This is a genomic window from Entomomonas asaccharolytica, from assembly GCF_016653615.1.
Classification (GTDB): domain Bacteria; phylum Pseudomonadota; class Gammaproteobacteria; order Pseudomonadales; family Pseudomonadaceae; genus Entomomonas; species Entomomonas asaccharolytica.
Map to the genome: position 1 here is coordinate 1,512,803 of NZ_CP067393.1, position 25,902 is coordinate 1,538,704.

Here is a 25,902-nt window from a genome sequence, read left to right on the forward strand (position 1 = left end):
ACTAAATTTCACTTTATAAAGACGAATCAGTGCGTACCAGAAACAATAAAGTATCAGTACTTTTATAATTACGATTAAAAGCAAATGTTTGCTTAATGGTGGAAACCATCGTTCTCGATTTTTCATCAAAACTCTCCAATCGAGTATGTAATTAACAATCACGGTGCTTTTAATTTACGAAAGCTTATGTAGGCAGAAGCGCTACTTTGTAGCACACGGCACAAACTTTCTATCAATTAAACAAACAACAAATTTATTAATTAACAATAAAAATAACGTTGAGAATATGAAAATTCTTATTAAACAATTGCTTTGATTGAAGGAGGGGCGCGACTAAGAATAGACCAGTAGTTAAGGGAGAGAATGTAAGGATCAGTAACCCTAATCACAGTTTGTGATTTTGGCGTCTCGAATAGAGTTATATAAAATGCAACTAATATCGAGGCAGTATGTAATAAATCACAATAACCACAATTAACGATAGTTGCGAAATCATCACTCTGGTTAGAAGTATGATTGGTGAAAAGGGGTGGTTCTTTTTTAGTTTCTAAAAAATCACTGGGATTTAAGTGGTTCTCTTTGTAAAACTGAGAGGCACATTCAAAATGATTTAATGAAGGGCTATGGTGAGGAGTTTTTTGATATGACTCGCCTAATAGAGCGATCGTTTGAGTAATTACTGGACAGATGGTTATCAGTAATATTGCAAACAAGCCCAAGTAAATGTTAAAACGCTGTAATGCCTTGCGTTTAAACACTGTACTCCTCCAGCGAAATAAAATGTTAATATTTTATATGCGACATTTTCTCACATATGGCTTATTACTTATATGGACAAAATGCCGCATATTGTTATTCTATACATTTTATTTATGTTTGTCATGTATATAAGCTACAGAAAAATTATTATTTTTAAAGAGGGATAGAGAATTATCCCTCCTAGATAAATTTAAGCAGCTAAAATTTTATTAAGATCTTGTTGTGCTATTGTGGTTGGATGTAGCTCAAACTTTTCAACAATAATATTAATAAGATTAGGTGTTAAGAAGGCTGGTAGTGTTGGCCCTGCAAAGATATTTTTAACACCTAATGATAATAGAGTAAGTAAAATTACAATGGCTTTTTGTTCGAACCAAGAAAGTACCAGTGTTAACGGCAGATCATTAACAGTACAGCCTAATCTTTCCGATAAATGAACAGCTAGCATAACGGCAGAATAGGCATCGTTACATTGTCCAACATCTATTAGTCGTGGTAGCCCCTCTATATCTCCAAAACTTTCTTTATTAAAACGGTACTTACCACAGCCTAGAGTCAGAATGGCACAGTCTTGCGGAACATTCATGGCAAATTCATTATAGTAGTTACGTTCGTCACGGCTACCATCACAACCACCTATTAGGAATATATGGCGTAATTTATGTTGACTAACAAGGTTAAGAACTGTATCTGCTGCGCCTAATAAAGTTTTACGAGCAAAACCTATAGTAATTGGATGTTCCAGTTCTGTATGTTGAAAACCAGGTAGGCTTAATGCTTGTGTAATAACATTTGTAAAGTCTCTATCTGCTATGTGTTTTACATCAGGCCAACCGACCATACTACGTGTCCAAATACGGTCTTGATAGTTGCCTACATTAGGGTCAATAATACAGTTCGATGTCATAATGATAGGGCCTGGGAAACCAGCAAATTCAGTTTGTTGATTTTGCCATGCACTACCATAGTTACCCACTAGATGCTTAAATTTATGGAAAGCAGGGTAGGCATGGGCTGGTAACATTTCACCATGAGTATAAACATTGATACCTTTGCCCTCTGTTTGTTTAAGCAGTGCATACAAGTCTTTTAAATCATGACCAGAAACAACAATACATTTACCTTTTACAGGTTTAGTATTGACTGTGCTAGGAATAGGATCACCAAAATTTGTGGTTTCCCCTTTATCTAATAATGCCATAACTCCAAAATTCATCTCACCAATAGCCATCGCATTATCTAATAAGGTATTAATATCTGTTGGTTCAGTGCCAAGCCAACTCATAATTTGGTGATATTGTAAATGTATATTATCATCAGCTTGACCTAATACGTGGGCATGTTCCATATAGGCAGCAGCACCTTTTAGTCCATATAGGCAAAGCATTCTCAAGCCATGTATATCTTCGCTTATTTCTTTTTTTGCCTTTAAAGAAAAAGCTTTAGCTTGTTCCTGTAACACTTTAATGGTATTACCTTGTAATTGTAATAAAGCGAGAGGATGTTCTAAATGTGCAGCGGCATCTTTAGTTTGACATTGTTTGATTAAACGATCTCTTAATTGAATGGCTTCAATGGTATATTCAATAATACGGTTAGAGTCAAAATTAACATTGGTCAAAGTCGAAAAGAAAGCTTTTGGGGAAAAAAGGTTTACTTCTTTATCAATAATATTTAATTCATTTGCCTTGATAGCCCATGCTGATAAGCTTTGTAGGGTGGCTATTAATAGATCTTGTAAGTCTGATGTTTCTGCTGTTTTACCACACATTCCTTTAGCGTAAGAACAACCATTTCCTTGTGTTGTTCTCATTGTTTGTTCACATTGTACACAATACATATTGAGCTACCTCATCATCTACTTATATAAATTTATTACCTGTATTAGATGAGTTATCAATTATTATACCAAAGTATAATAATATAAAAATCAATATCCTAGTAATCGTGTATGTAAATATGACTAGAATTAATTGTAGTCAAAATGATTTATAGAGTTATTTTAACTTAGCAAAGTATGATGATATTTAGTTAATATATTGATGAATTAATGCTTTGCTTGTTGTTGCCAATAGTCAGCTTTTTGTAAGTCTTTATCAACCCCTAGGCCATGTTGATAAAGATAACTTAAGGATTGCATTGCAGCATGGTTGCCAAGTTCAGCTGCTTTAGTAAGCCAGTAATAAGCCTGTTGGTAGTGAGAGGCAATAGATTTATCGTGCAAATAAATATTTGCTATATTTAGCATAGCTTTATCATTATTTAGCGTTGCTGCCTTTTCAAACCATTGCATAGCTAGTTGCTTATTTTGCTCTACACCTTGGCCTGCTAAATAAGCGGAGCCAATAAGATTCATTGCTTGGTCATTGTTTAGTTCGCTGGCTTTTATAAACCAATTCATTGCTTGTTGGTAATCTTGGCTAAAAGGTACTGTACCGTTAGCATAAAAATTACCAATATCAATCATTGCATAACTGTCACCCGTATCAGCAGCTTTGTATAGCCAATCGATTAGTTGCTTATTATCAATTTTTATCTTGGCAGCAGCGCATAGGTTGATATAGTTTTTTATTGCCTGTCGATTACCTGTTGCTGCTTCTTCTTTATATTGATTAAGCTGTGTTGTATTAAGTTGGTAGGTAGCTTTCTCATGGCCTAATAGGCTTGCTTGTTTAAACCAAGATTTTGCTTGATTGGCATCTTGTTGGGTACCTTCGCCTGTTTGATAAATAATACCAAGGTTATATATAGCATCACTAGAACCAGCCTTAGCTGCCTCTAAAAAGTAGTTTATTGCTTTACTATAATTTTGAGGGATTACTTCACCAAAATAATAGATTGTCCCTAAGTTATAGGCAGCTTTGGCATTACCTTGTTGGTAGGCCTTTTCTAACCAATAAATGGCTTCATTAATGTCTTTATCAACGCCTTCGCCTGTTAAATATAAAATACCAATATTTAACATAGCTGTATCATTATGATTTTTTGCTGCTTTTAAATATAAGTTAGCTGCTTTTTCAGGATTTTTTAAAGTGCCTAATCCATTGTCATATAAACTAGCAAGATTGACCAAGGCTTTAGTATTGCCTAGTTCAACTGCTTTTTCATACCAATATTTTGCCATCTGGTAATCAGTTTCGACAATATCGCCTGTTAGATAATGATTGGCTAGCTCATACATGGCTTCATTATCATCTTGTTCAGCTTTTTGTTTCAGTATCTCAATAATGACGTTATTAATTGTTTTAATGGCTTTGGGTTGCCCAAGTTTGGCTGCTTGTTGATACCAGTTGAGTGCTTTTGATAAATCTTGCTTTGTGCCTAGACCTCGATAATAGAGTGTTGCAAGGCTAAACATTGCATCTGGATTTTGATTGTTAGCAGATAGTTCAAACCAATAAATGGCTTTTTCTAATAAATGATCTTGTTTGGTGGAAAAGTAGTGGCCTGCAATTGCTAGTTGAGCTTTACTATCACCTTGTTTTGCCTGTTTTAAAAGAGTAGGAGATATGCCTAGTGCATACATTTCTTTTTTATTATTAAAATAGAAAAGTTGTTTTATAAAAGATATAAAAGTCATAAATAACACCTAACAAATATAATGATGTTATAGCAATTGTTAGTATTATTTTAATATCAATAACTATAAAAAAAGCTGTTTATTCTAAAATAAACAGCTTCTTAACAATTCATAAAACAGTGCTAAAAATAACTATTGGTTATCAGCTCTGTATGGTTTATGAGTAGATGTACAACCTAGGCAGCGAGCGAAAGTTAAACGAGCAGGTTCCGCTACTAAAGCATCAGCTGCTTCACCAACATTACCACCCAATGCTGAGAAAGGTAAAGTAACTAAGAATACACCCGTTCCAATAACTGTCATTACAGCGCCTAATGGACGTGCGATTACCAAATCACCAATCATTGCATAAGCAGGTGGTGCATTGACATCAAAACGTGGGTCTTCATATTGACCTTGTTCTGTATAATCTGTAGCAGCATGAGCAGGTACAGCAATTATACCTAGAGCAAGAACAAATGTAGTAGCAATCCGGCGAAGAGTATTCATTAACTCGATCCTTCTTATAAGAACAATTCATAAACTTGTTAACAGCATTATAACATAAAGTGACTATTAGCTAATAGTTGATGTTATATTTTTAACACTTATACAACTTATTTACTACCATATAGATCAATATTTTTGTAATAAATAAGTAGTTACAGAAAAATTATACAGCATTTTATTAAAAAGGAGCAGGACTTTCAAAGAATAATCTTTCTTTTGTGGTTGGATGAGTAATAGATAGTTCAGTAGCATGTAGACAAAGTCGTGGTTGTTTTTCTAAAGCATCTTCATGAGCATATAGCTTATCGCCTAAAATAGGATGACCAATAGATAATAGATGGACACGTAATTGATGTGATCTACCAGTGATTGGTGTTAATTCTAAACGGCTATGATGATCGTGGCGTTGCAATACTTTCCAAAAGGTAAGAGCATGGCGACCTTGTTGGTAATCTACAATATGGCGTGGTTTGTTAATAGGGTCATAACGTAACGGTAAATCAATAGAGCCACTGTCTAAACTTGGTGTTCCCCAACATAAAGCAGTGTATGATTTTTGAGTTTCTCGATCTTGAAATTGTCGCGAAAGCTCTCGATGACTATCAGGATCACGTGCTATGACTAGTAAGCCAGAAGTTTCCCAATCCAGTCTATGAACTATCAAAGCTTCTGGATAGCCATTTTGTTGCAAGCGAGTGATTAAACAGTCTTTATTATCTTCAGCGCGACCAGGTACAGAGAGTAGATAGGGTGGCTTATTAACGATAAAAAAAGAAGGGCACTCATAAATTATTTCGATAGAAGATAACGGCATAAATATCTCTTTATATCAAATTAAAAATAACTATATTGAGTAGTAAAGAATAAGGCGCTAATTGATTAGCGCCCTTCAGATTCAGGTAGAGTAATATTTAACTCAAGTACTGAACAGTTATCTTGAGTGGCTAGCTCTACTTGTATTTGATCCTGTTCAATAGGAATATATTTACGAATTACATCCAGTAAATCTTTCTGTAATTGTGGTAAATAATCAGGTTGCGATTGCCTTCCACGTTCGTGAGCAACAATGATTTGTAAACGTTCCTTAGCGATAGAAGCAGTACTAGGTTGCTTTTTGCTTCGGAAGAAATCTAGAATACTCATTCATTACCTCCGAATAAGCGTTGAAAAATTCCTTTCTTAGGCAACTCTAAGAAACGGTAAGGTACAGTTTTACCTAGCAATCTATCTACAGCATCATTATAAGCTTGGCCTGCATCACTTTGATCATCTAATACCACAGGGATCCCTTGGTTAGATGCTTTAAGAATAGCTTTTGATTCAGGAATAACCCCAATCAGTTCAATGGATAGAATTTCTTTTACGTCTTCAATACCTAGCATTTCGCCTTTTTCTACACGTTCAGGAGAGTAACGGGTAACTAATAGATGTTCTTTAATAGGTGTTTCGTTCTTTTCAGCACGGCGTGATTTACTGGCTAAGATACCTAACATACGATCAGAATCACGTACAGAAGAAACTTCAGGATTAGTCACTACCACCGCTTCATCTGCAAAATACATAGCAAGATGGGCACCTTTTTCAATACCAGCAGGAGAGTCACAGATAATATAGTCAAAGGTTTCAGAAAGTTCGTTAATGACTTTTTCAACACCTTCTACTGTTAAAGCGTCTTTATCACGGGTTTGACTGGCTGCAAGAATAAAAAGATTTTCTACGCGCTTATCTTTAATTAATGCTTGGGTAAGCGTTGCATCGCCATTAATAACATTAACAAAGTCATATACCACGCGGCGTTCACAACCCATGATTAAGTCAAGGTTTCTTAAACCTACGTCAAAATCAATAACAGCTGTTTTTAAACCACGCAAGGCTAATCCTGTACCTATTGCTGCACTTGTAGTTGTTTTCCCTACGCCACCTTTACCAGAAGTGACTACAATAATTTTGGCCAAGCTCTCACCTCAATATAATAAATTTAGTTAATAGATGATAAAACTATAAAATTGTCGGACATGATAACCTTTTATAAACACCTTTTAAAGTCTAATCATACTTAAGAAAGGGGGGTAATAGTTAATTGATTTCCTTCAAGACATAACTGTGCAGGTTTTCCCCATAGAGGATGTCGTCTCAGTTCTTCCTCAGTAATCATCTGTCCTGCAATAGAAATAAGTTCGCCCGTTAATCGGGAGCAAAAAATACGTGCTTTATTGTTACCATGAAAGCCCGCCATCGCTCTGCCGCGCATAATACCGTAAATATGAATATTGCCATCTGCTATTAGCTCTGCACCAGTACTGATATTAGAGGTTACAATTAAGTCACCATCATCAGCTTTGATTTGTTGACCACTACGCACAGGCGTAGAAACAATCATGGTTGGTATTGCTTGCTGTTTAGCTTTGTTTGTTTCTGTAGGTGCAGTTGATGCTTGTTCGTCAAATGCGCTTTCATAAGTGATGATTGCTTCATTGCTCAGTTCAGGTATATTTTCGCTACTTGTTAGAGCAGTATCAACAGCTTGCTGTGTTTCTTCAATAGGTAGTTGCTGTTGTCCATCATCAGGCACTTGTTGTTCAGCTTCAGGTGTTTCAACTATAGGTTCTGTTGCAGTTGGTTCTGCAACAACAGGACGGTTAACTGCAATTTCAATAAGTTTTTCTCTAGCGCCTGTTGGAGGTAATACCACTAAACCTAATTTATGGGCTGTTGCCACTGATTTTTCATCATCTGTACGCAAGCCCATGAGCTGAATATTGAATTCTTTAAAAAGTGTAAGTAACCCTTTAAGTTCTACTCTTGTTAAAGGCATATCTAGTTTGTCAATACTCAGTACCATAGGAATGGTACCAAAAAACTCAGGCGCCTCTTTAACCTTGGCGGTGAGTTCTTTGGTTAAGCGTTCAATATTAAAATGAGCAAGTTCAAATACAGTAATGGCGAGCATGGTTCCTTTAAGTTGAAAGGTGGGCTGTTGGGAGGTATCAGAAAATGGTTTGCTCATACTATGTCCATTGTCAATTTAAAATTAGTGCGAAATTATAGTACAAATCAGTGGCTAATAGATAATAAACTTAGGTTTTATTTAAAAGTTTGTGGTGTCCTAGCAACTGCATAAATATCCACTCTTGTAGCACCTGCTTGATAGAGTATTTTAGCTAAAGTATTAGCTGTTGCACCTGTGGTAACAACATCGTCAATAATCGCTAAATGTAAACCTTGGATATTAATAGAGTTATTGATATTAAAAACGTTTTTTAAATTGTGTAAGCGTTTTCTAGCAGAAAGCTGCTGTTGTGGAGGTGTATCAATTACCCTCGTTAGTAGATGGTAATGAATGGGTATCATTAAATTTTTACCTAACCATTTAGCAAGCATTTCTGCTTGGTTGAAACCTCGTCGTCGTAATCGTTTTTTAGCTTGTGGTACAGGGATTAAGTAGTGTGGTTTAGCTAAGCCATTATGATAATTTTGTTGCAAATATTCAGTTAGTAGCGATGCTAGTAAATGCCCCATAGGCCATTGTTGTTGATATTTAAATTTAGTAATTAACTGGGCAATAGGGAAGTCATACCGAAAAGGAGCTATAACTTTATGATAATTAGGAGGCTGTTGTAGACATTGTCCACAAACACCTTGATAAGGAATAGGAAGTCCACAATTTTGACAGCCTTGTATTATTGAAGGTAAATCGCTTCTACAATCAGTACAAATAGTTAATGTATCGTTTTTAATGGTTGTTAAACACAATAAACAACTAGGTTGTAACGTAAACCAAAAGGGCTTAAGCTTTTTGAGGATAGTAAACAAGCGATTAGTCATAAACTTAATATGTTATATCAACAATATACCAACGTTTAATACCTGTTGGTGTTTGTACAATTACTTCTGTGTCTAATGTTTTTCCTAGTAATGCTCTCGCTAAAGGGGAGTCAATACTAATATGGTTTTTTTTTAAATCTAGTTCATCTGGGCCAACAATACGGCAACGCATTTCTGTTCCATGCTCATCTTCTAAACTAACCCATGCAGCAAAATAAACCTTTGTTTGATCAGTGGGAGGTTGGTCTACAACTTTTAGTGCTTCCAAACGCTTAGTTAAAAAACGAACACGGCTATCTATTTCCCGTAGCATTTTCTTACCATAGGTATATTCAGCATTCTCTGAACGATCACCTTGAGCCGCTGCCTCACTAACAGACTGAGTGATCTTGGGGCGTTTTACATGCCATAGCTCATGCAATTCGGCTCGTAGTTTGGCTTCACCTTCTGGGGTAATTAAAGCTGTACCAGCTTTTCGTGGTGGACGATAACGGCTCATAAATTTTCTAATATTTCATCAGTCTAAGTAAATTATCCTTCGCGCAATACTTGTAGGGGGCTACTGTTAATAGTACGTCGAGTACCCCATACACCAATACAACCGATAAGTATTGCGCCAATCACAGGTAATATCAATAACCAAGGATGAAAGTGCCAACTGATTTTTAAAGTAAAGTGATACAGTAATCCACTAATTACTTCACAACCAATAGCAGCCAAACCACCTGCCATAGCACCTAGTAAGGCAAATTCGGCTATTTGTGTTTGTTTTAATAGTTGTCTTTTTGCGCCTAGCGCTCGTAATAAAGCACCTTGCCGAATACGATTATCCAGTGTCGACTGTAAGCCTGCAAATAGCACAGTAATACCTGCAAATAAGACAAATAATAAAATATATTCTACCGCAATGGTTACTTGGGCGAGAATGCTATTAAGCTGTTTTAATAAACCATCAATATCCAATAAGGTAACAGTGGGGAAGTTTCTAGCTAGTTCAACAATTTCTTTATCATTGCCAGTTGGGATATAAAAGCTTGTTAAATAAGTTGCAGGTATATTTTGTACACTTTCTGGGTCAAAGATTACAAAAAAGTTTGGTTGAAAATTATCCCAATTGATTTTGCGTGTACTGGTCATAATGGTTTTATATTCAACACCACCAATAACAAAGGTTAATTGGTCGCCTATATTAGCTCCTAGGCTTTTTGCTAACTCGTCTTCTAACGAAACTTTAATTACTGATTGGTCATCACTTGTTTCAGACCACCATGTGCCACTGGTAATAATATTTTCACTGGGTAGAGTTGCTGTCCATGTCAAACTTAGATCACGATGGGTAGCATTATCCCCTCGGCCTGTTAGATTAAGTTGCGCAACGGGTGTTCCTTTAACCTCAGTTAAGCGTCCAGCGATAATGGGGTAGTAAGGCGCAATATGGTTGGATAGTTGTTTTACCTTTTGTTGAAATAGAGGTAATTCGGCATCGGTAATATTCATCGCAAAGTAGTTAGGTGCATTTTTTGGCAATTGCTTTTGCCAAGTATCTAATAATTCACTACGTAGTAAGATAATCAACGCCATTGCCATCAAAATGACACCAAATGCTAAAATTTGGCCAATGGCACGTATTGGATAGCGGAGTAGTTGTCCTAACCCTAAACGCCAAGGTAATGAAGCTTTTGTTAGCAATTTACGTAAGCCTTTTAGTCCCCATAATAAGAGGCCACCTAACATAGCAACGGCTATTAATCCACCGCCCATAAGCGAAAGTGTTAGCTTAATATCTAAACTGAGTCGCCACATGATAATGGCTAATGCGAGGATAGCTAGACCATAAACAAACCAACTACGAGGAGGTGTAGGAAAAATATCCTGCCGTAAGACACGGATTGGCGGTGTATTACCTAACGCTGCCAACGGTGGAATAGCAAAGCCTGCTAAGGCAATTAAACCTGTGGCTATTCCCGCTAAGGCAGGAGTTAAGCCAACCGAGGGAAGAACTCCACTGACTAATCCAGCAAGTAATTTAAATAAACCTAATTGTACTAACCAGCCCAAAGCAGCGCCTAGGATACACGCAATTAGCCCAATATAAATGAGTTGTAGAGTATAAAGTGTTAGCACTTGCTTACGTGATAAACCTAAACAACGCAATAGTGCACTACTATCAAAGCGACGAGTAGCGAACTGATTAGCCGAGAGGGCAACGGCTACACTAGCTAATAAAATGGCTACTAGACTAGCGAGGTTGAGATAATTTTCACCTCTACTTAGCGTATTGTTTAGCTGCATATTACCATCTTTCCCTGTTAAAATACGTTGGTGGGGAGCAATGGTTGGCGTGATTTTGGTGTGATACTGGGTAATGGTTTCTGTGTTACCTGCCCATAGTTGCCGATAACTAGCACGACTACCAGGTTGTATGGCGTTGGTGGCAGCTAGATCAGACATATTCATCAGAATATGAGGATTTAATGTATAAAAATCCATTGAGCGATCAGGTTCATAAGTAAGAATTTTGGTGACGCGTAATTGAGCATTACCAATATGAATAATATCCCCTAGGTTAACGTTTAATGCGATAAATAAACGTTGTTCAGCCCATATTTCTCCAGCAGGAGGGCCATTAGAGGTTATTTGTTCCATTGCATCAAAAGCAGTCTTGTATTTTAGCTGACCACGTAATGGGTAATTATTATCTACGGCTTTAACACCTACAAGTTGCATCTCATCTTGATTAATGACAACAGTGCTAAAAGAAACTGTTTTAGCTTGTTTTAAGCCTAACTTTTCACCTTCATTAATTTGTTCAGTTGTGGCAGGTGAACTGCCTCTAATTACAAGATCAGCCGCTAAAAATTCACCTGCTTTTGCTTCCATTGAAGCTTGTAAGCGCGCACTAAAGTAACCAATAGCGGTACTACAAGTAACAGCTATCATTAATGCAAAAAATAAAATACGAAGTTCACCTGCTTTTATATCTCTTAGGAGTTGCCTAAAAGCTAATGTGAACAGTTTTAAAGAAACCGACTTACTCATCCTTAGTTAGCCTCACTGATAAGTTGACCTGCTTCAATTTGAATTCTTCGTTGGCAACGTTTAGCTAGTCGTTCTTCATGAGTAACTAGTACCAGTGTGGTAGATTGTTCTTGATTAAGCTCAAATAATAAATCACTAATATGTTCACCTGTATGGGTATCCAAATTACCTGTTGGTTCATCAGCAAATAATATTTTGGGAGTCGAAGCGAACGCACGAGCAATAGCTACTCTTTGCTGTTCTCCACCTGACAGTTGTTTAGGATAATGGTGTAGACGATGTTTTAATCCTACTCTTGTTAATAGTTGATGTGCTTGTTGATTAGCGTTGCTATTACCTTCTAGTTCTAACGGTAACATAACGTTTTCTAGCGCTGTTAAAGTATCAAGTAGTTGAAAAGATTGAAAAACAAAACCCACATTTTCTGCTCTTACTGCGGCACGTTGATCTTCATTAAGTTGATTAAGTGTTTTGCCCGCTAGTGTAATAGTGCCAGAACTAGGTGTGTCTAAACCAGCAAGTAATCCTAATAGTGTTGATTTACCAGAGCCAGAACTTCCCACAATGGCTAAACTATCACCTGCCTCAAGCTCAAAACTAATGTCTTGTAGAATGACAAGGTCTTGCTCACCTTTGATAACTTTTCCAACTTGCTGCGCACTCAAAATCATACAGTTATAACCCCTTATATATAAATAAAAATATAAAGATGACTGGTAATATTTTTATTTATATTGCCATTTCTATTTTTCAAATTAACGGCTATTTTAAAAAGTAAATTCAGATAACTACAATATTTAATATGTATATATTTAATTCTAACGTTTAATTTCAACACTATATAACACATAATGACTGGCAGATATAAACAATCAATATCAAATAGTTACAGTGTTGTTTTAAAAAAGTTATAAAAACACTTAATTATCAATCATGTCAGTGTAATATTTAGACAATAAACGATGGTTGTAATGAGTGGCTATGTGGTTTTAAATTGAAGGCACTTTTGCTTATAGGGTTGTTCAGATGTTAAAAAGAGTTCTGATTGTTATCATAGCATTATTAACTATTCCCATTGCTAGCGGCAAAACATTGCTTATTGTGGGGGATAGTATAAGTGCAGGCTTTGGTATAGAAGTTGGGCAAGGTTGGGTTAGTTTACTTGAACAACGCTTAAAAGATAAACAATATAATTATCAATTAATTAATGCATCTATTTCGGGAGATACTACCACCAATGGTGTTGCTAGGTTACCTAATTTATTAGAGAAGTATAAACCTGATGTGGTAGTAATTGAATTAGGTGGTAATGATGGCTTACGTGGCACACCACCTAAATTAATTGAACAAAATTTAACACAAATGGTAAGCCTAGCTAAGCAACAAGCAACGGTATTATTGGTTGGTATAGAGTTGCCACCAAACTATGGGCAACAATATTTAGATCGATTTGTTGCTGTTTATCAAGCAGTGGCAGAACAGCAGCAAGTGGCTCTACTGCCCTCTATCGTAGTGAATACAGGTGCTAACCCAGATTTAATGCAAGCGGATGGGGTGCATCCAAATACTAAAGGGCAAGCAATTATAATGGAAGATGTGTGGCAGAAATTACAACCCTTATTAAAGTAAAGATAAACAAATAATTAATAACTTATAAAATTGTTTTAGTTTAGTACTATTTACTACTATAAGGTTGATTATAAAGCGGTTAGAATGATGAGCTATTATAAATAGCCAGTATGCTAATAAATTTTTAATACTTTTAATTTGTGTAGGTTGAGTGGGGTGCAAGGTGCGTTTGTCTAAATTTTTTATTAGTGGTCTTTTATGGGGTGCTTTGGCTACTAATGTATTTGCTGTTCAGTATAAATTACCAGCACAGGGTGAAGATTTAGTCGGACAAATGCAAATTATTAAAGCTAAGTATGAGGATACCTTTGTAGATTTAGGTGATACTTATAGCTTAGGCTATAGCCAAATGATTGCTGCTAACCCTGGCGTAGACGCATGGTTACCTGGTGAAGGTACTGATATTTTATTACCTACTCGCTATATTTTGCCTGATACTGCTCGTGACGGTATCGTTATTAATTTACCAGAGTATCGCCTCTATTATTATCCAAAAGGTCAAGATATTGTCTATACTTTTCCGCTTGGTATTGGTCGGGAGGGTTGGGGCTCACCTTTAGGCACCACTAAAGTGGTGGGCAAAATAAAGGATCCTTCGTGGATTCCACCTGCTTCAATACGTAAAGAGCATGCAGAAGATGGTGATCCACTGCCAGCGATAGTACCACCTGGCCCTGATAATCCATTAGGCCCTTACAAAATACAGTTAGGTTTTAGTGGCTATTTGATACATGGTTCTAACAAGCAATTTGGTATTGGTACCCGTACTAGTCATGGCTGTTTTAGGATGTTGAATCCTGATGTCACCTACCTTTTTAGTATTTTACCAATGGGTACAAAAGTTACTATTGTGACTCAGCCTTATAAAATAGGAGTTGAGAATGGTAAGATTTATTTTGAAGCACACAAGGCTTTAGATGAACATCCTGCTCCTGATGTTGAGCAATTTATTGCCAATGCGCTAAAACGCTATAATAATCCTGATTTTGTAGTAGATATGTCACTTGCTAAAATGGTAGCTAGCCACCATGATGGTATTCCTATACAAATAGGTAATACAGAGGGTCTGCCAATGCAGGCACAAGTAGTTGAAGAAGTCCCCGCTATACCTGAAGAAGCTGCTGAACATGTTGAAAGTGAAGAGCAACTAAATATTGAGCATAAAAAGCAAGAAGCACAAAAGTTAAATAATCTAACTGAAGGTATAGAAGAATAACTAAAGTATTAATGGATAGTTATTAACTAACTATCCATAATTACCATAGAGAAGAGTAGCTACATAATCTGCAATAGCTAATGAAGCAGTCAATCCAGGCGACTCTATTCCAAATAAATTAATTAACCCTTTAACTCCATGCGTTGCTACACCATCTATTCTAAAGTCCGCTGCTGCTACTCCTTGTGGGGTAATTTTGGGTCTTATGCCACTATAGGCAGCTTGTAGTGTATTATCAGGAAGGTTAGACCAATAACTACGAATAGCAGCATAAAATTTATTACAACGTTGTTGATCTACTGTATAGTCAAGTTCAGTAATCCACTCCACATCAGGACCAAAGCGAGCTTGGCCCGCTAAATCAAGTGTTAGATGTACACCGAGACCGCCAGCTTCAGGCACTGGATAAATTAAATGAGTAAAAGGCGCTCGTTTTGTTAAACTGAAATAACTACCTTTTGCATAATAACCTTTAGGGATATATTGCTTTGGTAACCCTTCAAAGTTATCAGCTAATTGAGTGGCATACAGTCCTGCACAATTGATAACGTTTTTGGCTAATAATTGAAAAGGTTCATCTCCAGCTATTGTTAGGATTATGCCTTCTGTTGTTAATGTAGCTGATTGGACAGGGCTATTAAAAGCAATCATACCTCCGTTGCCTTCTAAATCACCTTGTAAGGCAAGCATATAACCATGACTATCAATAATACCTGTAGTGGGAGATAGTAAAGCAGATACGGCATTAAGTTCAGGCTCTAAAGTGGTGATTTGCTCCTTATCTAACCAAGTCAATGTAGGTACATTGTTTGCAGACGCTTGTTGTTGAAGAGCTTGTAACTCTTTAATTTGATCATTATTAGTGGCAACAATTAGTTTACCACAACGTTTATAGTCAACATGGTGTTGTTCACAATACTCATAAAGTAATTGGTTACCTTGTACACAAAGCTTTGCTTTTAGTGACCCTGTCGGATAGTAAATACCTGCATGAATTACTTCACTGTTACGAGAGCTTGTTTCAGTACCAATAGCTGCTTCTTTTTCAATAATAATAACATCATTACCCAGTAAAGCTAATTTTCTAGCTATAGCTAAGCCAACTACACCAGCACCAATTACAACATAATCTATTTTATCCATCTTTAAGTATTCGTTATTTATTTTGATTAGTAAATTATCTTTATAGAAGGAGTTTATATAAGATTATTATTAATATAAAGTGCTAAAAACAGTTAATTAGCTCAATAATAAAATAACCATTTATAGTTTTTGAGCTTTTTCATAAGGTACAAGTAGGTTCAGAAAAATAGAAAAAGAGTCTGCTACAAACACTAGTTTTGACTCATCGAAATCTAACAGACATAAATCGCTGTAGTTATATAAATAAATAGGATATGTTCCATCGTCTTTCAGTGCCATTAAATATTCGTCACCAGCTAATGTACAGGCAATAGGCAGATAGTGGTAACGACCGTCTTTAAAGAAATCTTTTTTATTAAGAATTAACAGGTCATTCATTGAGCTAGTTTGAAAGGGGCAGTTAAATGGATAAAAGTGATCAACGGTACTAGCAATAGTTGGAATATAATAATAACTTGGATAGCCCCCATTTACAGTAAGTAAAAAATTAGAATAATCTTTGGGTAACTGTATATTGGTTTGTTGTTCGAACGATGCTATCTCATCAAGGGTTGGTAGTGGCTGGTTATAAGCTTCTAATAGTTTTTTTTGAGTTTGTAAGTTGCTGTTCCTGAAACCATTAATATTTTGATCAGTTTCTGGCGATTTTACAGTATAACCAAATTTCTTAAATGTTAAGCTCATTACCCTAAACCTGCATTGTAGCAATGGACAGCTATTTTTATACACTACTAAATGGTTTGTGACAGTTCTTTGAAGTTGCTAAATATTTATAATAATTCAGTAACTTATAAAGTTATTATTACATAAGTTAAAGGTGAGATGTAGAGAAAATTTATACAGAAAATGTCATTTTATGCTATAGCACCACTATGAAATCTAAAAGTATTATCAGGGGTTTGAATAGCTTGTTTTTCAATTTCTGCAAAGAAAGTCACACGCTCATCAATTGGTTCAGGAGAGTATTTTTCAGCTAGCTTTAAATAGTCTTGATAATGGCGGCCTTCTGATTTAAGAAGGGATAGATAAAACGTTGCTAACTCATCATCTACCAAAGGTGCAACTCGATAAAAACGCTCACAAGAACGAGCCTCAATAAAAGCGCCTATAATTAAAATATCAATCATACGCTCTGGATCAGATTTTCTCAGGTGTTTACGCAGGCGTTGAGCGTATTGTGCGGCTTCTAAAAAAACATATTTAATATTACGCTTTTTCATAATATTAGCAACTTGCTCAAAATGGCGTAACTCTTCACGGGCTAACCGAGAAAGTTTATATTGTAGGTCTTCATACTCTGTATAACGAACTATTAAATTCAATGCGGTGAAAGCAGCCTTTTTTTCACAATTGGCATGATCAATTAATAAAATAGCTTCATTTTCTTTTTGTTTTGCTTGCTCTAGCCAAGCGTCAGGTGTTGGACATAATAAAAATTGTTCTATTTCAGGAAGTAGCTGTATAGTCATTATTAAAATATAATTGATTGATTAAAAGAATGAAATTCTAGCATTCTTGTAATTAAAACATAAAGTGGGTTTTTATAAAGAGTAATTGATAGATGATAAGTATCAAAGGAAAGAAATTAACAATATTAAATTGGTTGCAAGCTATCGTTATTATTTTTATTTGTTTGCCAATTTTTAGTTGGGCTAATAATGTGCAAATTGCAAAAGCAGCCCAACAGCAAGTCGGTAAAACCCTTGTATATGATCCAAGCTATACAGTATTAGCTTATCCAATGGGTGATATTCCATTAAATCGTGGAGTCTGTACTGATGTGGTTATTCGAGCGTTAAGAAGTAGCCATAAAGTCGATTTACAGCAGCTAGTTCATGAGGATATGCGCCAACATTTTGCGGTATATCCAAAAATGTGGGGATTAACTAAGCCTGATAAAAATATAGATCATCGGCGCGTACCTAATTTAGAAGTATTTTTCAAGCGGCAAGGGAAAAGTCTACCTGTGACCCAATGGGCTAATGACTATCAACCAGGGGATATTGTTTCTTGGCGGTTAGATAATGGTCTACCTCATATAGGTATCGTATCAACTAATATGAACATGGATCAAACACGCCTGCTTGTAATTCATAATATCGGTTGGGGAGCGCAAGAGGAAGATGTATTATTTGAATGGAAGATGAGTGGACATTATCGTTACTACAAATAGTGTTATCCCAGAGCATATAGGGATTTGTAAATTTAGGTTGGTTATATGCTGAAAGCTTTGTTACAAAATGAATGTAACTAAACTTAAATCAATTGCTAGGATGTGATAGGATGATATGATTTATAATATCCTGAAAACATCTTAATTAGCCCTGAAAATATTATGCCTATATTTAATTCAATGAAAGTAGTGACAGTTGGTGTGTTATTAACAAGCTTGTTAACAGTTACTGGTTGCTCTAACCCTGAACCTCAACAACAGGTTGTTGAAGTGAAAAGAGGCGGAGTTACTTATACCTCTACATCCATTAATGAAGCAATGGTTAAACAAGCTATAGCGGGTTCTAAATTTGAAATGGAAACAAGAGGCGATAGCATCGTTATTGTTATGCCAGTTAAAGCTAGTTTCAATGCCAAGCGGCAAGATGTGTTATTACCCGTGACACTAACCCCCTTAACTAAGATTGCTAAATTAGTTAAACAAGATAGTAATAGCGTAGTGGTTATCGTAGGTCACACTGATGATACAGGTGGAGCTGCTGTTAATAATGAGCTTAGTTTAAAGCGCGCTAAAAGTGTTGGCTCTGTATTTAATGTGGCTGGTTTACCAGGTAGACAAGTTTATTCTACAGGTGTAGGTTCTAATCAACCTCTTACTACTAATAAAACTGCAAAAGGTCGTGAACAAAATAGACGTGTTGAATTAATTATTGTTCAAAAACAAGATAGAGATATAGCAACCTTAGCGAATTTATATGCAGTAACAAATTACCAGAATAATAATTAATTTTTTGTTTTATTATTATCCAATAAGTATGATCAGTTTAATTTCATTCTGCTGAACTTTGAACTGAGTTGTTGTTGTGTATCTAGTAAAATTATATGAGTTGAGAAATAGATGATTGTCACTAAAATTAATGAAATAACTGATATTAAGTTAAAAAGATCAATTATTTTAATGGGAATTTAGTGAAATGAATAAGCTGTTAGTCACTGTATTTGTATGTTTAAGTGTTACCCATACAGTGAGTTATGCTCAACAACAGACAACTATTGTTACAGAAAATCAACCTATTACTGCCAATAACCCTACCAACAATATTAAACAAGAAAATAGCATTGAAAATGGGCAGCCATTAGCTAATGAAGCAGTTGCCAATGATAATAATAAAAATCAAGATCAACAAGACAATCATATGGTATTGCACATTTTGGTGCAAAGTGATGATTTTTATCGAATTGATAAAGGACAAAAGGGTATATTTTTTATTATCCAAGATTTTTATAATTCAGGTGAAAAAAGAACAGATCCTTATTTGATCACCGATATAGAGCAAGCTAAACACCAAAATTTTGATGCTGTTAATTACGATCATATGGATGTTAATGGCTTATTGATTGTCTGGTTTAAAAATGGTCAAGTTGAACAAAAAGGTGTATTTGATCAAGGCCAACGAAAAGGCCTGTGGGTGTCTTGGTATGAGAATGGCCAAAAGAAAACATCAGGTCACTATAAAGAAGGACTAAAAGAGGGACAATGGACTGTATGGTACCAAAATGGCAGAAGAATGCAGAAAGGCTATTACAAAGCTGATAGAAGAGAAGGCGTTTGGATTTACTGGTACGGTAATGGTAGAAAAAAAGAGGCAGGACGTTATCGTCAAGATGAGCGCGTAGAACGTTGGAGCTATTGGGACGATACGGGTAAATTAGTCAAAGATGTAATTAAAGAAACAGCTAATTAGAATACCCAGACAATGAAAGTATTGTTTAGTAGTTACTGAAAATTTTAAATAGAATAATTAATAATAAAAGCCTTACACAATTTATACCCAAATCACCTAATTAAACTAAGTAAGTTTACCTATCATTTTCTAGCAATTATTTTTTTCAAAAAGATATATGCTTTAATAAACCGAGTTTACAATGATATGATAGTTATCTCCTTTTAATTGATAAAAGGGTGTTTTTACCTTTAACGATAGATCTTTGGAATAACAACTAAATGCGATTTCCCCGTTGGTTAAGAAGGTGGTTCAGACGAATAGCTAGAGTTGTTATTGTTATCGTTATAACTCTTTTAATCATTCGTATATATGATACCCAAAGGGGCGCTCCAATAGAGCTATGGCATACAGCAGTCCCTCATGAGTTAACGGCTAAACAAATTGATAGAACAGATTGGCAGGGCTATTTAACAGCAGAACAACAAGTATTTGATGAAGTTAAAAAGAAAGTAACTGATAAAATGCATAATGATGGGCGATATGTATTAAATCGTTATGCGCTGAGTAGTTCGATTTATCCTGAGCATTTTAAACAGAATTGGAATCGCTCCTTTTTGTTAAAACCTGAAGGGAAACCAAATGGCGCAGTAGCACTATTGCATGGTTTAACAGACTCTCCTTATAGTTTAAGAAATATAGCGTTCCATTATCAACAACGAGGATTTGTGGTAGTTGCTATTCGAATGCCTGCACATGGAACAGTTCCAGCCGCTTTAACAGAAGTGCATTGGGAAGATTGGCTAGCAGCTACACGTTTAGCTGTTAGGGAGGCTCAAAGTTATATTGAACCCTCTCAACCTTTACACATCGTAGGTTACTCTAATGGTGGTGCATTAGCACTTATCTATACTTTGGATGCCCTTGATAATCATCAGTTAGCAAAACCTGATCAAGTTATTTTAATATCGCCAATGATTGGTGTAACGAGTTTTGCTCGTTTTGCAGGTTTAGCAGGATTGCCTTCAATATTTCCTCCCTTTGCTAAAGCAGCATGGATAGATCTGGTGGCTGAGTATAACCCTTTTAAATATAATTCTTTTCCTGTAAATGGCGCACGTCAATCTTATGAGTTAACAACGGCTCTACAAAAGCGTTTATTAAGTGTTGGTGAAGAGAAGATAGCGCAATTGCCACCCATATTAACCTTTCAGTCGGTGGTGGATAGTACCGTTACTACGCATTCGGTTATCACTCTTTATGGTTTATTGACAAATACCCATCATGAGTTGGTGTTATTTGATGTGAATAAAACAGTTAAATTTGGGCCATTATTAAAAGACAAAGCCTACAATGCTGTTACTGAACTATTGCCTAATCCGCCAAGGATATACCAAACTACTGTTATTACAAATAAGTCACCTAATAGTAATCAAGCAGTGGCTAAGATTACTAAGCCATTACAAATAGCACAGCAGATTTATGATTTAGGTTTAGAATATCCAGCAGATATTTATTCGCTTTCCCATATCGCTTTACCTTTCCCAGAAACTGATTCGCTCTATGGACAATATCCAGAGAATAAGGGCGAGTTTGGTATTAGTATTGGTGCATTGGCAATTCGCGGGGAAAGAGGAGTGCTTGTAACAAGTTTAGATAATTTATTACGGGCTTCTGCTAATCCTTTTTACCCTTATTTATTAGAGCAAATAGATAATAAGATTGATATTTCATTGCAAAAAAAACAGCAATAATGGCAATTTAATTGTAAAATTATTATTCTTTACTTGTTGTTGTATACAATCATCGTTACCATTGCGCCTTATTTTTTATTAAGCCTTATTCCTATAAATGCGTGTTGCTGATTTTAACTTTGAATTACCAGATAATTTAATTGCTCGTTATCCTTTGCAAAACAGGACGGCTAGCCGTTTGCTTGTGCTTGATGGCTTATCAGGTAAGATTGAGCATAAGCATTTTGCTGACTTATTAAGTTATCTTAATGCTGGCGATTTAATGGTGTTTAATAATACTAAAGTGATTGCTGCACGTTTGTTTGGCCAAAAAGAAACGGGTGGTAAGGTAGAGGTATTGGTTGAGCGATTGTTAGATACCTATAAGGTGCTTGCGCATGTCAAAGCAAGTAAGGCCCCTAAACAAGATACGAACATTGTATTTAATTCACAAATACAGGCTACAATGCTAGCAAGACATGGTTCATTGTTTGAGTTGGTGTTTAACCAGCCTGTATTAGAAATATTAGAGCAAATTGGTCATGTTCCTTTACCGCCTTATATTGACCGTGATGATGAATTAGCAGATAAACAACGTTATCAAACAGTTTATGCAAAAAATGAAGGCGCTGTTGCAGCTCCCACTGCAGGACTCCATTTTGATGAGACTTTATTAGCTGCCATTAAAGAAAAAGGCATAGATAGTGCTTTTGTAACCCTCCATGTAGGTGCAGGTACTTTCCAACCCGTGCGCGTAGAAACCATTGAAGATCACCATATGCATAAAGAGTGGTTAGAGGTTGCGGCTGAAGTTGTAGATGCCATTAAAGCATGTAAAGCAAGAGGGGGACGAGTTATTGCGGTAGGTACTACCAGTGTGCGTTCATTAGAAACAGCCGCTTTAGATGGGGAATTAAAACCTTTTACGGGCGATACAGATATTTTCCTATATCCTGGTAAACCTTTTCATGTAGTCGACGGATTAGTGACCAATTTTCATTTACCAGAGTCTACCTTATTGATGTTGGTATCTGCCTTTGCTGGTTATGAAAATATAATGAATGCTTATAAAGTTGCAGTGGCTGAGCAATATAGATTTTTTAGTTATGGGGATGCGATGTTTATTACTCGTAATCCAAAGGCATGAGGAAGGTTAATTAATGTCTTTTATGCAGTTTGAATTATTAGCAACAGAGGGTAAAGCCAGACGTGGTCGTTTAACTTTTCCTCGAGGAACAGTGGAAACACCTGCATTTATGCCAGTAGGTACTTATGGCACAGTAAAGGGAATGTTACCGAGAGATATTAAAGAGATTGGTGCTGAAATTATTTTAGGTAATACCTTTCATCTTTGGTTAAGACCAGGTACTGAAATTATTCAAAAGCATGGTGATCTCCATGATTTTATTCAATGGGATAAACCTATTTTAACTGACTCAGGTGGTTTTCAGGTATTTAGCTTAGGTGCTTTACGCAAAATTAAGGAAGAGGGTGTTACGTTCTCTTCACCTATTGATGGCGCTAAAGTATTTATGGGGCCAGAAGAATCGATGCAAGTGCAACGAACACTAGGTTCTGATGTGGTAATGATCTTTGATGAGTGTACCCCTTATCCAGCAGATTTTGAAACTGCTAAACAATCTATGGAGCTTTCCTTACGTTGGGCTAAACGTTCGAAAATAGCCCATGCGGATAATCCAGCAGCCTTATTTGGCATTATTCAAGGTGGTATGCATCAAGACCTTAGAATGAGGTCGTTAGAAGGTTTATCTGAAATAGACTTTGATGGTTTAGCTATTGGTGGTCTCTCGGTTGGTGAACCTAAAGAAGAAATGATTAGGGTGTTAGATTTTTTACCTCCACAAATGCCAGCTGATAAGCCGCGTTATTTAATGGGCGTTGGTAAGCCTGAAGATTTAGTAGAGGGGGTAAGACGGGGCATAGATATGTTTGATTGTGTAATGCCTACCCGTAATGCACGCAATGGCCATTTATTTGTGGATACTGGAGTAGTCAGGATTCGAAACTCTGTTCACAAACATGATACGACAGCACTGGATGCTACATGTGATTGTTATACTTGTCAGAATTTCTCTAAATCTTATTTACATCATTTAGATAAATGTGGCGAAATGCTAGGCGCCATGTTAAATAGTATTCATAACTTACGATTTTATCAAAAGTTAATGAATGATTTGCGTAATGCCATTTTACAAGGTAAATTGGCAGCTTTTGTAGATGAATTTTATAGTAAGCGTGGATTAGTTACGCCACCTTTAAATTAAATCCGCATTTTTGTGTTAAGGAGTTTTAATTTATGAGTTTTTTTATTTCCTCTGCTTATGCTCAACAAGCAGCAGCAACGGGTGCAGCAGGTGATCCTAACGGTATTTTTACATGGGTATTCCTAGGCGGTTTTATCGTTATTTTTTACTTTATGATTCTACGTCCGCAAATGAAACGTGGTAAAGAGCACCGTAATTTATTAAGTGCTTTGCAAAAAGGTGATGAAGTGCTTACCACAGGTGGTATTGCAGGTAGAATAGTAAAAGTATCTGATGAATTTATCGTATTAGCTGTATCAGATAATGTACAATTAAAATTTCAAAAATCAGCAATTGCTGCAACCTTACCCAAAGGTACTTTAAAAGCAATTGATGAATAATCACAACTGACATTATGGTTATATAAACTATTTAACCATGGTGTTTATTAATTTTTTGATAGATGGTTGGCATAATGCTTAACAAATATCCTTTATGGAAATATATCTTAATCTTAGTTGTGTTGGCTATAGGGCTACTATATTCAGCACCTAATCTGTATCCTGATGATCCTGCTGTTCAAATTACAGGTAGCAATGTAAATTTAGTAGTTGATGATGCTACTGTAACGAGAGTTAAACAGGTTTTAACAGATGCTAAGATTGAAACAAAATCAGTAGCTATTGAAAAAGAAGCTGTTTTAATTAGATTAACCAAATTAGCAAGTCAATTACCTGCGAAAGCTGCTTTACAAAAAGCACTAGGTGATGATTATGTAGTGGCTTTAAATTTAGCACCTACTACACCAGCATGGTTAACTAATATAGGTGCACGTCCTATGAAGTTAGGGCTTGATCTATCAGGCGGTGTTCACTTCTTACTTGAAGTGGATATGGATAGAGCCATAAAAACGCGCCTTAATATGTACGATGGCGAAATCAGAAATCTGTTACGTGAAGAGCGTATTCGTTATCGTAGTGTTCCAAGTAAAGACAGCAGTATTCAATTTAGCTTTGCTGATGAAGCAACAGCTGCTAAGGCTGAAGCGTTAATTACAACTAAATTTAATCAATTTAATATAACGACTGCTACTGAAGAGGGTGCTCAAATACTTAAATTAGTCATGTCACCTAGTATTATTTCTGATTTATCAGAGTATGCCGTTTCCCAAAACTTACAAACCGTACGTAATCGTGTTAACGAGTTAGGTGTGGCAGAGCCTATTGTCCAGCAGCAAGGCGCTAATCGTATTGTGGTAGAACTACCAGGTGTGCAAGATACTGCTGAAGCAAAACGTATTTTGGGTAAAACCGCTAACTTAGAGTTTCGTTTAGCAGCTAAGCCTGATGATCCTGCCATTTCAACTGAGCAGTTTGATTTTGAAGGCCGAACGGTTGCTTTAGAGCGTTCATTAATTATTACAGGCGATCAAGTTTCTAGTGCTAAAGTAGGTTTTGATCAACGTAATAATCAACCGCAAGTAGAAATTGAACTAGATGGTCATGGTGGCGATTTAATGTTCAAAGCGACGCAAGGTAATGTTGGTCGTAGCATGGCTGTAATCTTTATTGAACAACGCCCAATTACTCACTATGTGAAAGAAGAGGGAAGTGATAAAGAGAAAGCTGTACAGGCTTATGTAGAAGATAGAAAAATTATTAGCCTAGCAACTATTCGTGATGTGTTAAGCAGTCGTTTTGTAATTTCTGGTTCTAAATCGACGAAAGAAGCTTCAGAGTTAGCCTTATTATTAAGAGCTGGTGGTTTAGCAGCCCCTATGCACTTTGTGGAAGAACGTACACTAGGCCCAAGCTTAGGTGAAGAAAATATCAAAATGGGTATTAATTCAACAATTTGGGCAATGATCTTAATTGCTATTTTTATGGTCATTATCTATAAGTTCTTTGGCATAATTGCTACAGTAGCTTTAGCATTTAACTTAGTACTATTAACAGGCTTATTGTCAATTATTGGCGCAACACTTACCCTGCCAGGTATTGCGGGTATTGTATTAACCTTGGGTATGGCGATTGATGCTAACGTTTTGATTTATTCTCGTATTCGAGAAGAGTTAAATAATGGTTTATCCGTCCAAAGAGCAATTCATGAAGGATTTGACCGCGCCTATACAGCGATTATTGATAGTAACTTAACAACTTTGTTAGTGGGTGCTATCTTATTCCAAATGGGTACAGGGCCAATTAAAGGCTTTGCGGTAACACTTTCACTCGGTATTATTACCTCCTTATTCACAGCTGTAATGGTTACACGTGGTATTGTAAACTTGCTGTTTGGTGGTCGTAATGTTAAGAAATTGTGGATATAAGGT

At 36.1% G+C, this 25,902-nt stretch carries 24 protein-coding genes and 1 pseudogene; 10 read left to right on the forward strand and 15 right to left on the reverse strand.

Annotated features, from left to right (window positions below; all coding sequences use genetic code 11):
• Positions 1-299: 299 nt before the first annotated feature.
• The 12 genes from JHT90_RS07060 to JHT90_RS07115 form a co-directional block, all read right to left on the reverse strand.
• Positions 300-758, reverse strand: a complete 459-nt coding sequence (locus JHT90_RS07060) for a DUF2946 domain-containing protein (RefSeq protein ID WP_201095533.1) — start codon at positions 756-758, stop codon at positions 300-302.
• A 191-nt stretch (positions 759-949) separates the two neighbouring features.
• Complete coding sequence (gene hcp / locus JHT90_RS07065) at positions 950-2,599, reverse strand: hydroxylamine reductase (RefSeq protein ID WP_201095534.1); 1,650 nt, start codon at positions 2,597-2,599, stop codon at positions 950-952.
• A 207-nt stretch (positions 2,600-2,806) separates the two neighbouring features.
• Positions 2,807-4,339, reverse strand: a complete 1,533-nt coding sequence (locus tag JHT90_RS07070; RefSeq protein WP_201095535.1) for a tetratricopeptide repeat protein — start codon at positions 4,337-4,339, stop codon at positions 2,807-2,809.
• 132 nt (positions 4,340-4,471) lie between these two features.
• Positions 4,472-4,828, reverse strand: a complete 357-nt coding sequence (locus tag JHT90_RS07075; protein WP_201095536.1) for a multidrug transporter — start codon at positions 4,826-4,828, stop codon at positions 4,472-4,474.
• A 178-nt stretch (positions 4,829-5,006) separates the two neighbouring features.
• Positions 5,007-5,642: an RluA family pseudouridine synthase gene (locus tag JHT90_RS07080; protein ID WP_201095537.1), complete on the reverse strand. Its 636-nt coding sequence runs from the start codon at positions 5,640-5,642 to the stop codon at positions 5,007-5,009.
• Positions 5,643-5,707: 65 nt separating this feature from the next.
• Positions 5,708-5,971, reverse strand: coding sequence for a cell division topological specificity factor MinE (gene minE / locus JHT90_RS07085; protein ID WP_201095538.1), 264 nt, complete (start codon positions 5,969-5,971; stop codon positions 5,708-5,710).
• Positions 5,968-6,783 (reverse strand): septum site-determining protein MinD, encoded by an 816-nt coding sequence (gene minD, locus JHT90_RS07090; protein WP_201095540.1) that lies wholly within the window; start codon positions 6,781-6,783, stop codon positions 5,968-5,970. The genes minE and minD overlap by 4 nt, the downstream gene beginning before the upstream one ends.
• A 101-nt stretch (positions 6,784-6,884) precedes the next feature.
• The gene (gene minC, locus JHT90_RS07095) at positions 6,885-7,835 is read right to left on the reverse strand and encodes a septum site-determining protein MinC (protein ID WP_201095542.1); all 951 of its coding nucleotides are present in this window, start codon (positions 7,833-7,835) and stop codon (positions 6,885-6,887) included.
• A 77-nt stretch (positions 7,836-7,912) separates the two neighbouring features.
• Positions 7,913-8,653, reverse strand: a complete 741-nt coding sequence (locus tag JHT90_RS07100) for a ComF family protein (protein WP_236254064.1) — start codon at positions 8,651-8,653, stop codon at positions 7,913-7,915.
• Positions 8,654-8,657: 4 nt separating this feature from the next.
• Positions 8,658-9,152, reverse strand: a complete 495-nt coding sequence (gene greB, locus JHT90_RS07105; protein ID WP_201095544.1) for a transcription elongation factor GreB — start codon at positions 9,150-9,152, stop codon at positions 8,658-8,660.
• Between the two features lie 32 nt (positions 9,153-9,184).
• Entirely contained in the window at positions 9,185-11,692 is a 2,508-nt protein-coding gene (locus JHT90_RS07110; protein ID WP_201095546.1) for an ABC transporter permease, read from the reverse strand.
• Positions 11,693-11,694: 2 nt separating this feature from the next.
• Positions 11,695-12,363, reverse strand: coding sequence for an ABC transporter ATP-binding protein (locus tag JHT90_RS07115; protein ID WP_201095548.1), 669 nt, complete (start codon positions 12,361-12,363; stop codon positions 11,695-11,697).
• 355 nt (positions 12,364-12,718) lie between these two features.
• Between JHT90_RS07115 and JHT90_RS07120 the strand changes: the two genes are divergently transcribed.
• Both JHT90_RS07120 and JHT90_RS07125 read left to right on the forward strand, forming a co-directional pair.
• On the forward strand, positions 12,719-13,321 hold the full coding sequence (locus tag JHT90_RS07120; RefSeq protein ID WP_201095550.1) for an arylesterase: 603 nt from the start codon (positions 12,719-12,721) through the stop codon (positions 13,319-13,321).
• 163 nt (positions 13,322-13,484) lie between these two features.
• Positions 13,485-14,405, forward strand: a pseudogene (locus tag JHT90_RS07125) (L,D-transpeptidase family protein); the annotation flags it as partial.
• Between the two features lie 162 nt (positions 14,406-14,567).
• Here JHT90_RS07125 and JHT90_RS07130 read toward each other — a convergent pair.
• The 3 genes from JHT90_RS07130 to miaE all read right to left on the reverse strand — a co-directional run bounded on the left by JHT90_RS07130 (position 14,568) and on the right by miaE (position 17,149).
• Positions 14,568-15,680, reverse strand: coding sequence for an NAD(P)/FAD-dependent oxidoreductase (locus JHT90_RS07130; RefSeq protein WP_201095552.1), 1,113 nt, complete (start codon positions 15,678-15,680; stop codon positions 14,568-14,570).
• Between the two features lie 120 nt (positions 15,681-15,800).
• Positions 15,801-16,364 carry an SMI1/KNR4 family protein gene (locus JHT90_RS07135; RefSeq protein WP_201095554.1) on the reverse strand — a complete coding sequence of 188 codons (564 nt, stop codon included), beginning with the start codon at positions 16,362-16,364 and terminating at the stop codon, positions 15,801-15,803.
• Between the two features lie 170 nt (positions 16,365-16,534).
• Complete coding sequence (gene miaE / locus JHT90_RS07140) at positions 16,535-17,149, reverse strand: tRNA-(ms[2]io[6]A)-hydroxylase (RefSeq protein WP_201095556.1); 615 nt, start codon at positions 17,147-17,149, stop codon at positions 16,535-16,537.
• Positions 17,150-17,241: 92 nt separating this feature from the next.
• Between miaE and JHT90_RS07145 the strand changes: the two genes are divergently transcribed.
• From JHT90_RS07145 to secD, 8 genes are all read left to right on the forward strand, one after another.
• Entirely contained in the window at positions 17,242-17,853 is a 612-nt protein-coding gene (locus JHT90_RS07145; protein ID WP_201095558.1) for a DUF1287 domain-containing protein, read from the forward strand.
• 162 nt (positions 17,854-18,015) lie between these two features.
• Complete coding sequence (locus JHT90_RS07150) at positions 18,016-18,639, forward strand: OmpA family protein (RefSeq protein WP_201095560.1); 624 nt, start codon at positions 18,016-18,018, stop codon at positions 18,637-18,639.
• 187 nt (positions 18,640-18,826) lie between these two features.
• Complete coding sequence (locus tag JHT90_RS07155; RefSeq protein ID WP_201095562.1) at positions 18,827-19,597, forward strand: toxin-antitoxin system YwqK family antitoxin; 771 nt, start codon at positions 18,827-18,829, stop codon at positions 19,595-19,597.
• Between the two features lie 260 nt (positions 19,598-19,857).
• On the forward strand, positions 19,858-21,330 hold the full coding sequence (locus JHT90_RS07160) for an alpha/beta hydrolase (protein ID WP_201095564.1): 1,473 nt from the start codon (positions 19,858-19,860) through the stop codon (positions 21,328-21,330).
• Between the two features lie 97 nt (positions 21,331-21,427).
• The gene (gene queA / locus JHT90_RS07165; RefSeq protein ID WP_201095565.1) at positions 21,428-22,456 is read left to right on the forward strand and encodes a tRNA preQ1(34) S-adenosylmethionine ribosyltransferase-isomerase QueA; all 1,029 of its coding nucleotides are present in this window, start codon (positions 21,428-21,430) and stop codon (positions 22,454-22,456) included.
• A gap of 22 nt (positions 22,457-22,478) precedes the next feature.
• The gene (tgt, locus tag JHT90_RS07170; protein ID WP_201095794.1) at positions 22,479-23,594 is read left to right on the forward strand and encodes a tRNA guanosine(34) transglycosylase Tgt; all 1,116 of its coding nucleotides are present in this window, start codon (positions 22,479-22,481) and stop codon (positions 23,592-23,594) included.
• 32 nt (positions 23,595-23,626) lie between these two features.
• Positions 23,627-23,974 (forward strand): preprotein translocase subunit YajC, encoded by a 348-nt coding sequence (gene yajC, locus JHT90_RS07175; RefSeq protein ID WP_201095566.1) that lies wholly within the window; start codon positions 23,627-23,629, stop codon positions 23,972-23,974.
• Positions 23,975-24,048: 74 nt separating this feature from the next.
• Positions 24,049-25,899, forward strand: coding sequence for a protein translocase subunit SecD (secD, locus tag JHT90_RS07180; protein WP_201095567.1), 1,851 nt, complete (start codon positions 24,049-24,051; stop codon positions 25,897-25,899).
• The last annotated feature ends 3 nt before the right edge of the window (positions 25,900-25,902 follow it).

Bases quoted from the DNA above. Each gene is read 5' to 3' on its own strand.
- JHT90_RS07070 (WP_201095535.1), bottom strand. From the start codon at position 4,339: ATGACTTTTATATCTTTTATAAAACAACTTTTCTATTTTAATAATAAA.
- JHT90_RS07110 (WP_201095546.1), bottom strand. From the start codon at position 11,692: ATGAGTAAGTCGGTTTCTTTAAAACTGTTCACATTAGCTTTTAGGCAA.
- minE (WP_201095538.1), bottom strand. From the start codon at position 5,971: ATGAGTATTCTAGATTTCTTCCGAAGCAAAAAGCAACCTAGTACTGCT.
- JHT90_RS07100 (WP_236254064.1), bottom strand. From the start codon at position 8,653: ATGACTAATCGCTTGTTTACTATCCTCAAAAAGCTTAAGCCCTTTTGG.
- yajC (WP_201095566.1), top strand. From the start codon at position 23,627: ATGAGTTTTTTTATTTCCTCTGCTTATGCTCAACAAGCAGCAGCAACG.
- JHT90_RS07080 (WP_201095537.1), bottom strand. From the start codon at position 5,642: ATGCCGTTATCTTCTATCGAAATAATTTATGAGTGCCCTTCTTTTTTT.
- queA (WP_201095565.1), top strand. From the start codon at position 21,428: ATGCGTGTTGCTGATTTTAACTTTGAATTACCAGATAATTTAATTGCT.
- secD (WP_201095567.1), top strand. From the start codon at position 24,049: ATGCTTAACAAATATCCTTTATGGAAATATATCTTAATCTTAGTTGTG.
- miaE (WP_201095556.1), bottom strand. From the start codon at position 17,149: ATGACTATACAGCTACTTCCTGAAATAGAACAATTTTTATTATGTCCA.
- JHT90_RS07135 (WP_201095554.1), bottom strand. From the start codon at position 16,364: ATGAGCTTAACATTTAAGAAATTTGGTTATACTGTAAAATCGCCAGAA.
- JHT90_RS07115 (WP_201095548.1), bottom strand. From the start codon at position 12,363: ATGATTTTGAGTGCGCAGCAAGTTGGAAAAGTTATCAAAGGTGAGCAA.
- JHT90_RS07145 (WP_201095558.1), top strand. From the start codon at position 17,242: ATGATAAGTATCAAAGGAAAGAAATTAACAATATTAAATTGGTTGCAA.
- hcp (WP_201095534.1), bottom strand. From the start codon at position 2,599: ATGTATTGTGTACAATGTGAACAAACAATGAGAACAACACAAGGAAAT.
- JHT90_RS07130 (WP_201095552.1), bottom strand. From the start codon at position 15,680: ATGGATAAAATAGATTATGTTGTAATTGGTGCTGGTGTAGTTGGCTTA.
- JHT90_RS07155 (WP_201095562.1), top strand. From the start codon at position 18,827: ATGAATAAGCTGTTAGTCACTGTATTTGTATGTTTAAGTGTTACCCAT.
- JHT90_RS07075 (WP_201095536.1), bottom strand. From the start codon at position 4,828: ATGAATACTCTTCGCCGGATTGCTACTACATTTGTTCTTGCTCTAGGT.
- JHT90_RS07120 (WP_201095550.1), top strand. From the start codon at position 12,719: ATGTTAAAAAGAGTTCTGATTGTTATCATAGCATTATTAACTATTCCC.
- JHT90_RS07160 (WP_201095564.1), top strand. From the start codon at position 19,858: ATGCGATTTCCCCGTTGGTTAAGAAGGTGGTTCAGACGAATAGCTAGA.
- greB (WP_201095544.1), bottom strand. From the start codon at position 9,152: ATGAGCCGTTATCGTCCACCACGAAAAGCTGGTACAGCTTTAATTACC.
- tgt (WP_201095794.1), top strand. From the start codon at position 22,479: ATGCAGTTTGAATTATTAGCAACAGAGGGTAAAGCCAGACGTGGTCGT.
- JHT90_RS07150 (WP_201095560.1), top strand. From the start codon at position 18,016: ATGCCTATATTTAATTCAATGAAAGTAGTGACAGTTGGTGTGTTATTA.
- minC (WP_201095542.1), bottom strand. From the start codon at position 7,835: ATGAGCAAACCATTTTCTGATACCTCCCAACAGCCCACCTTTCAACTT.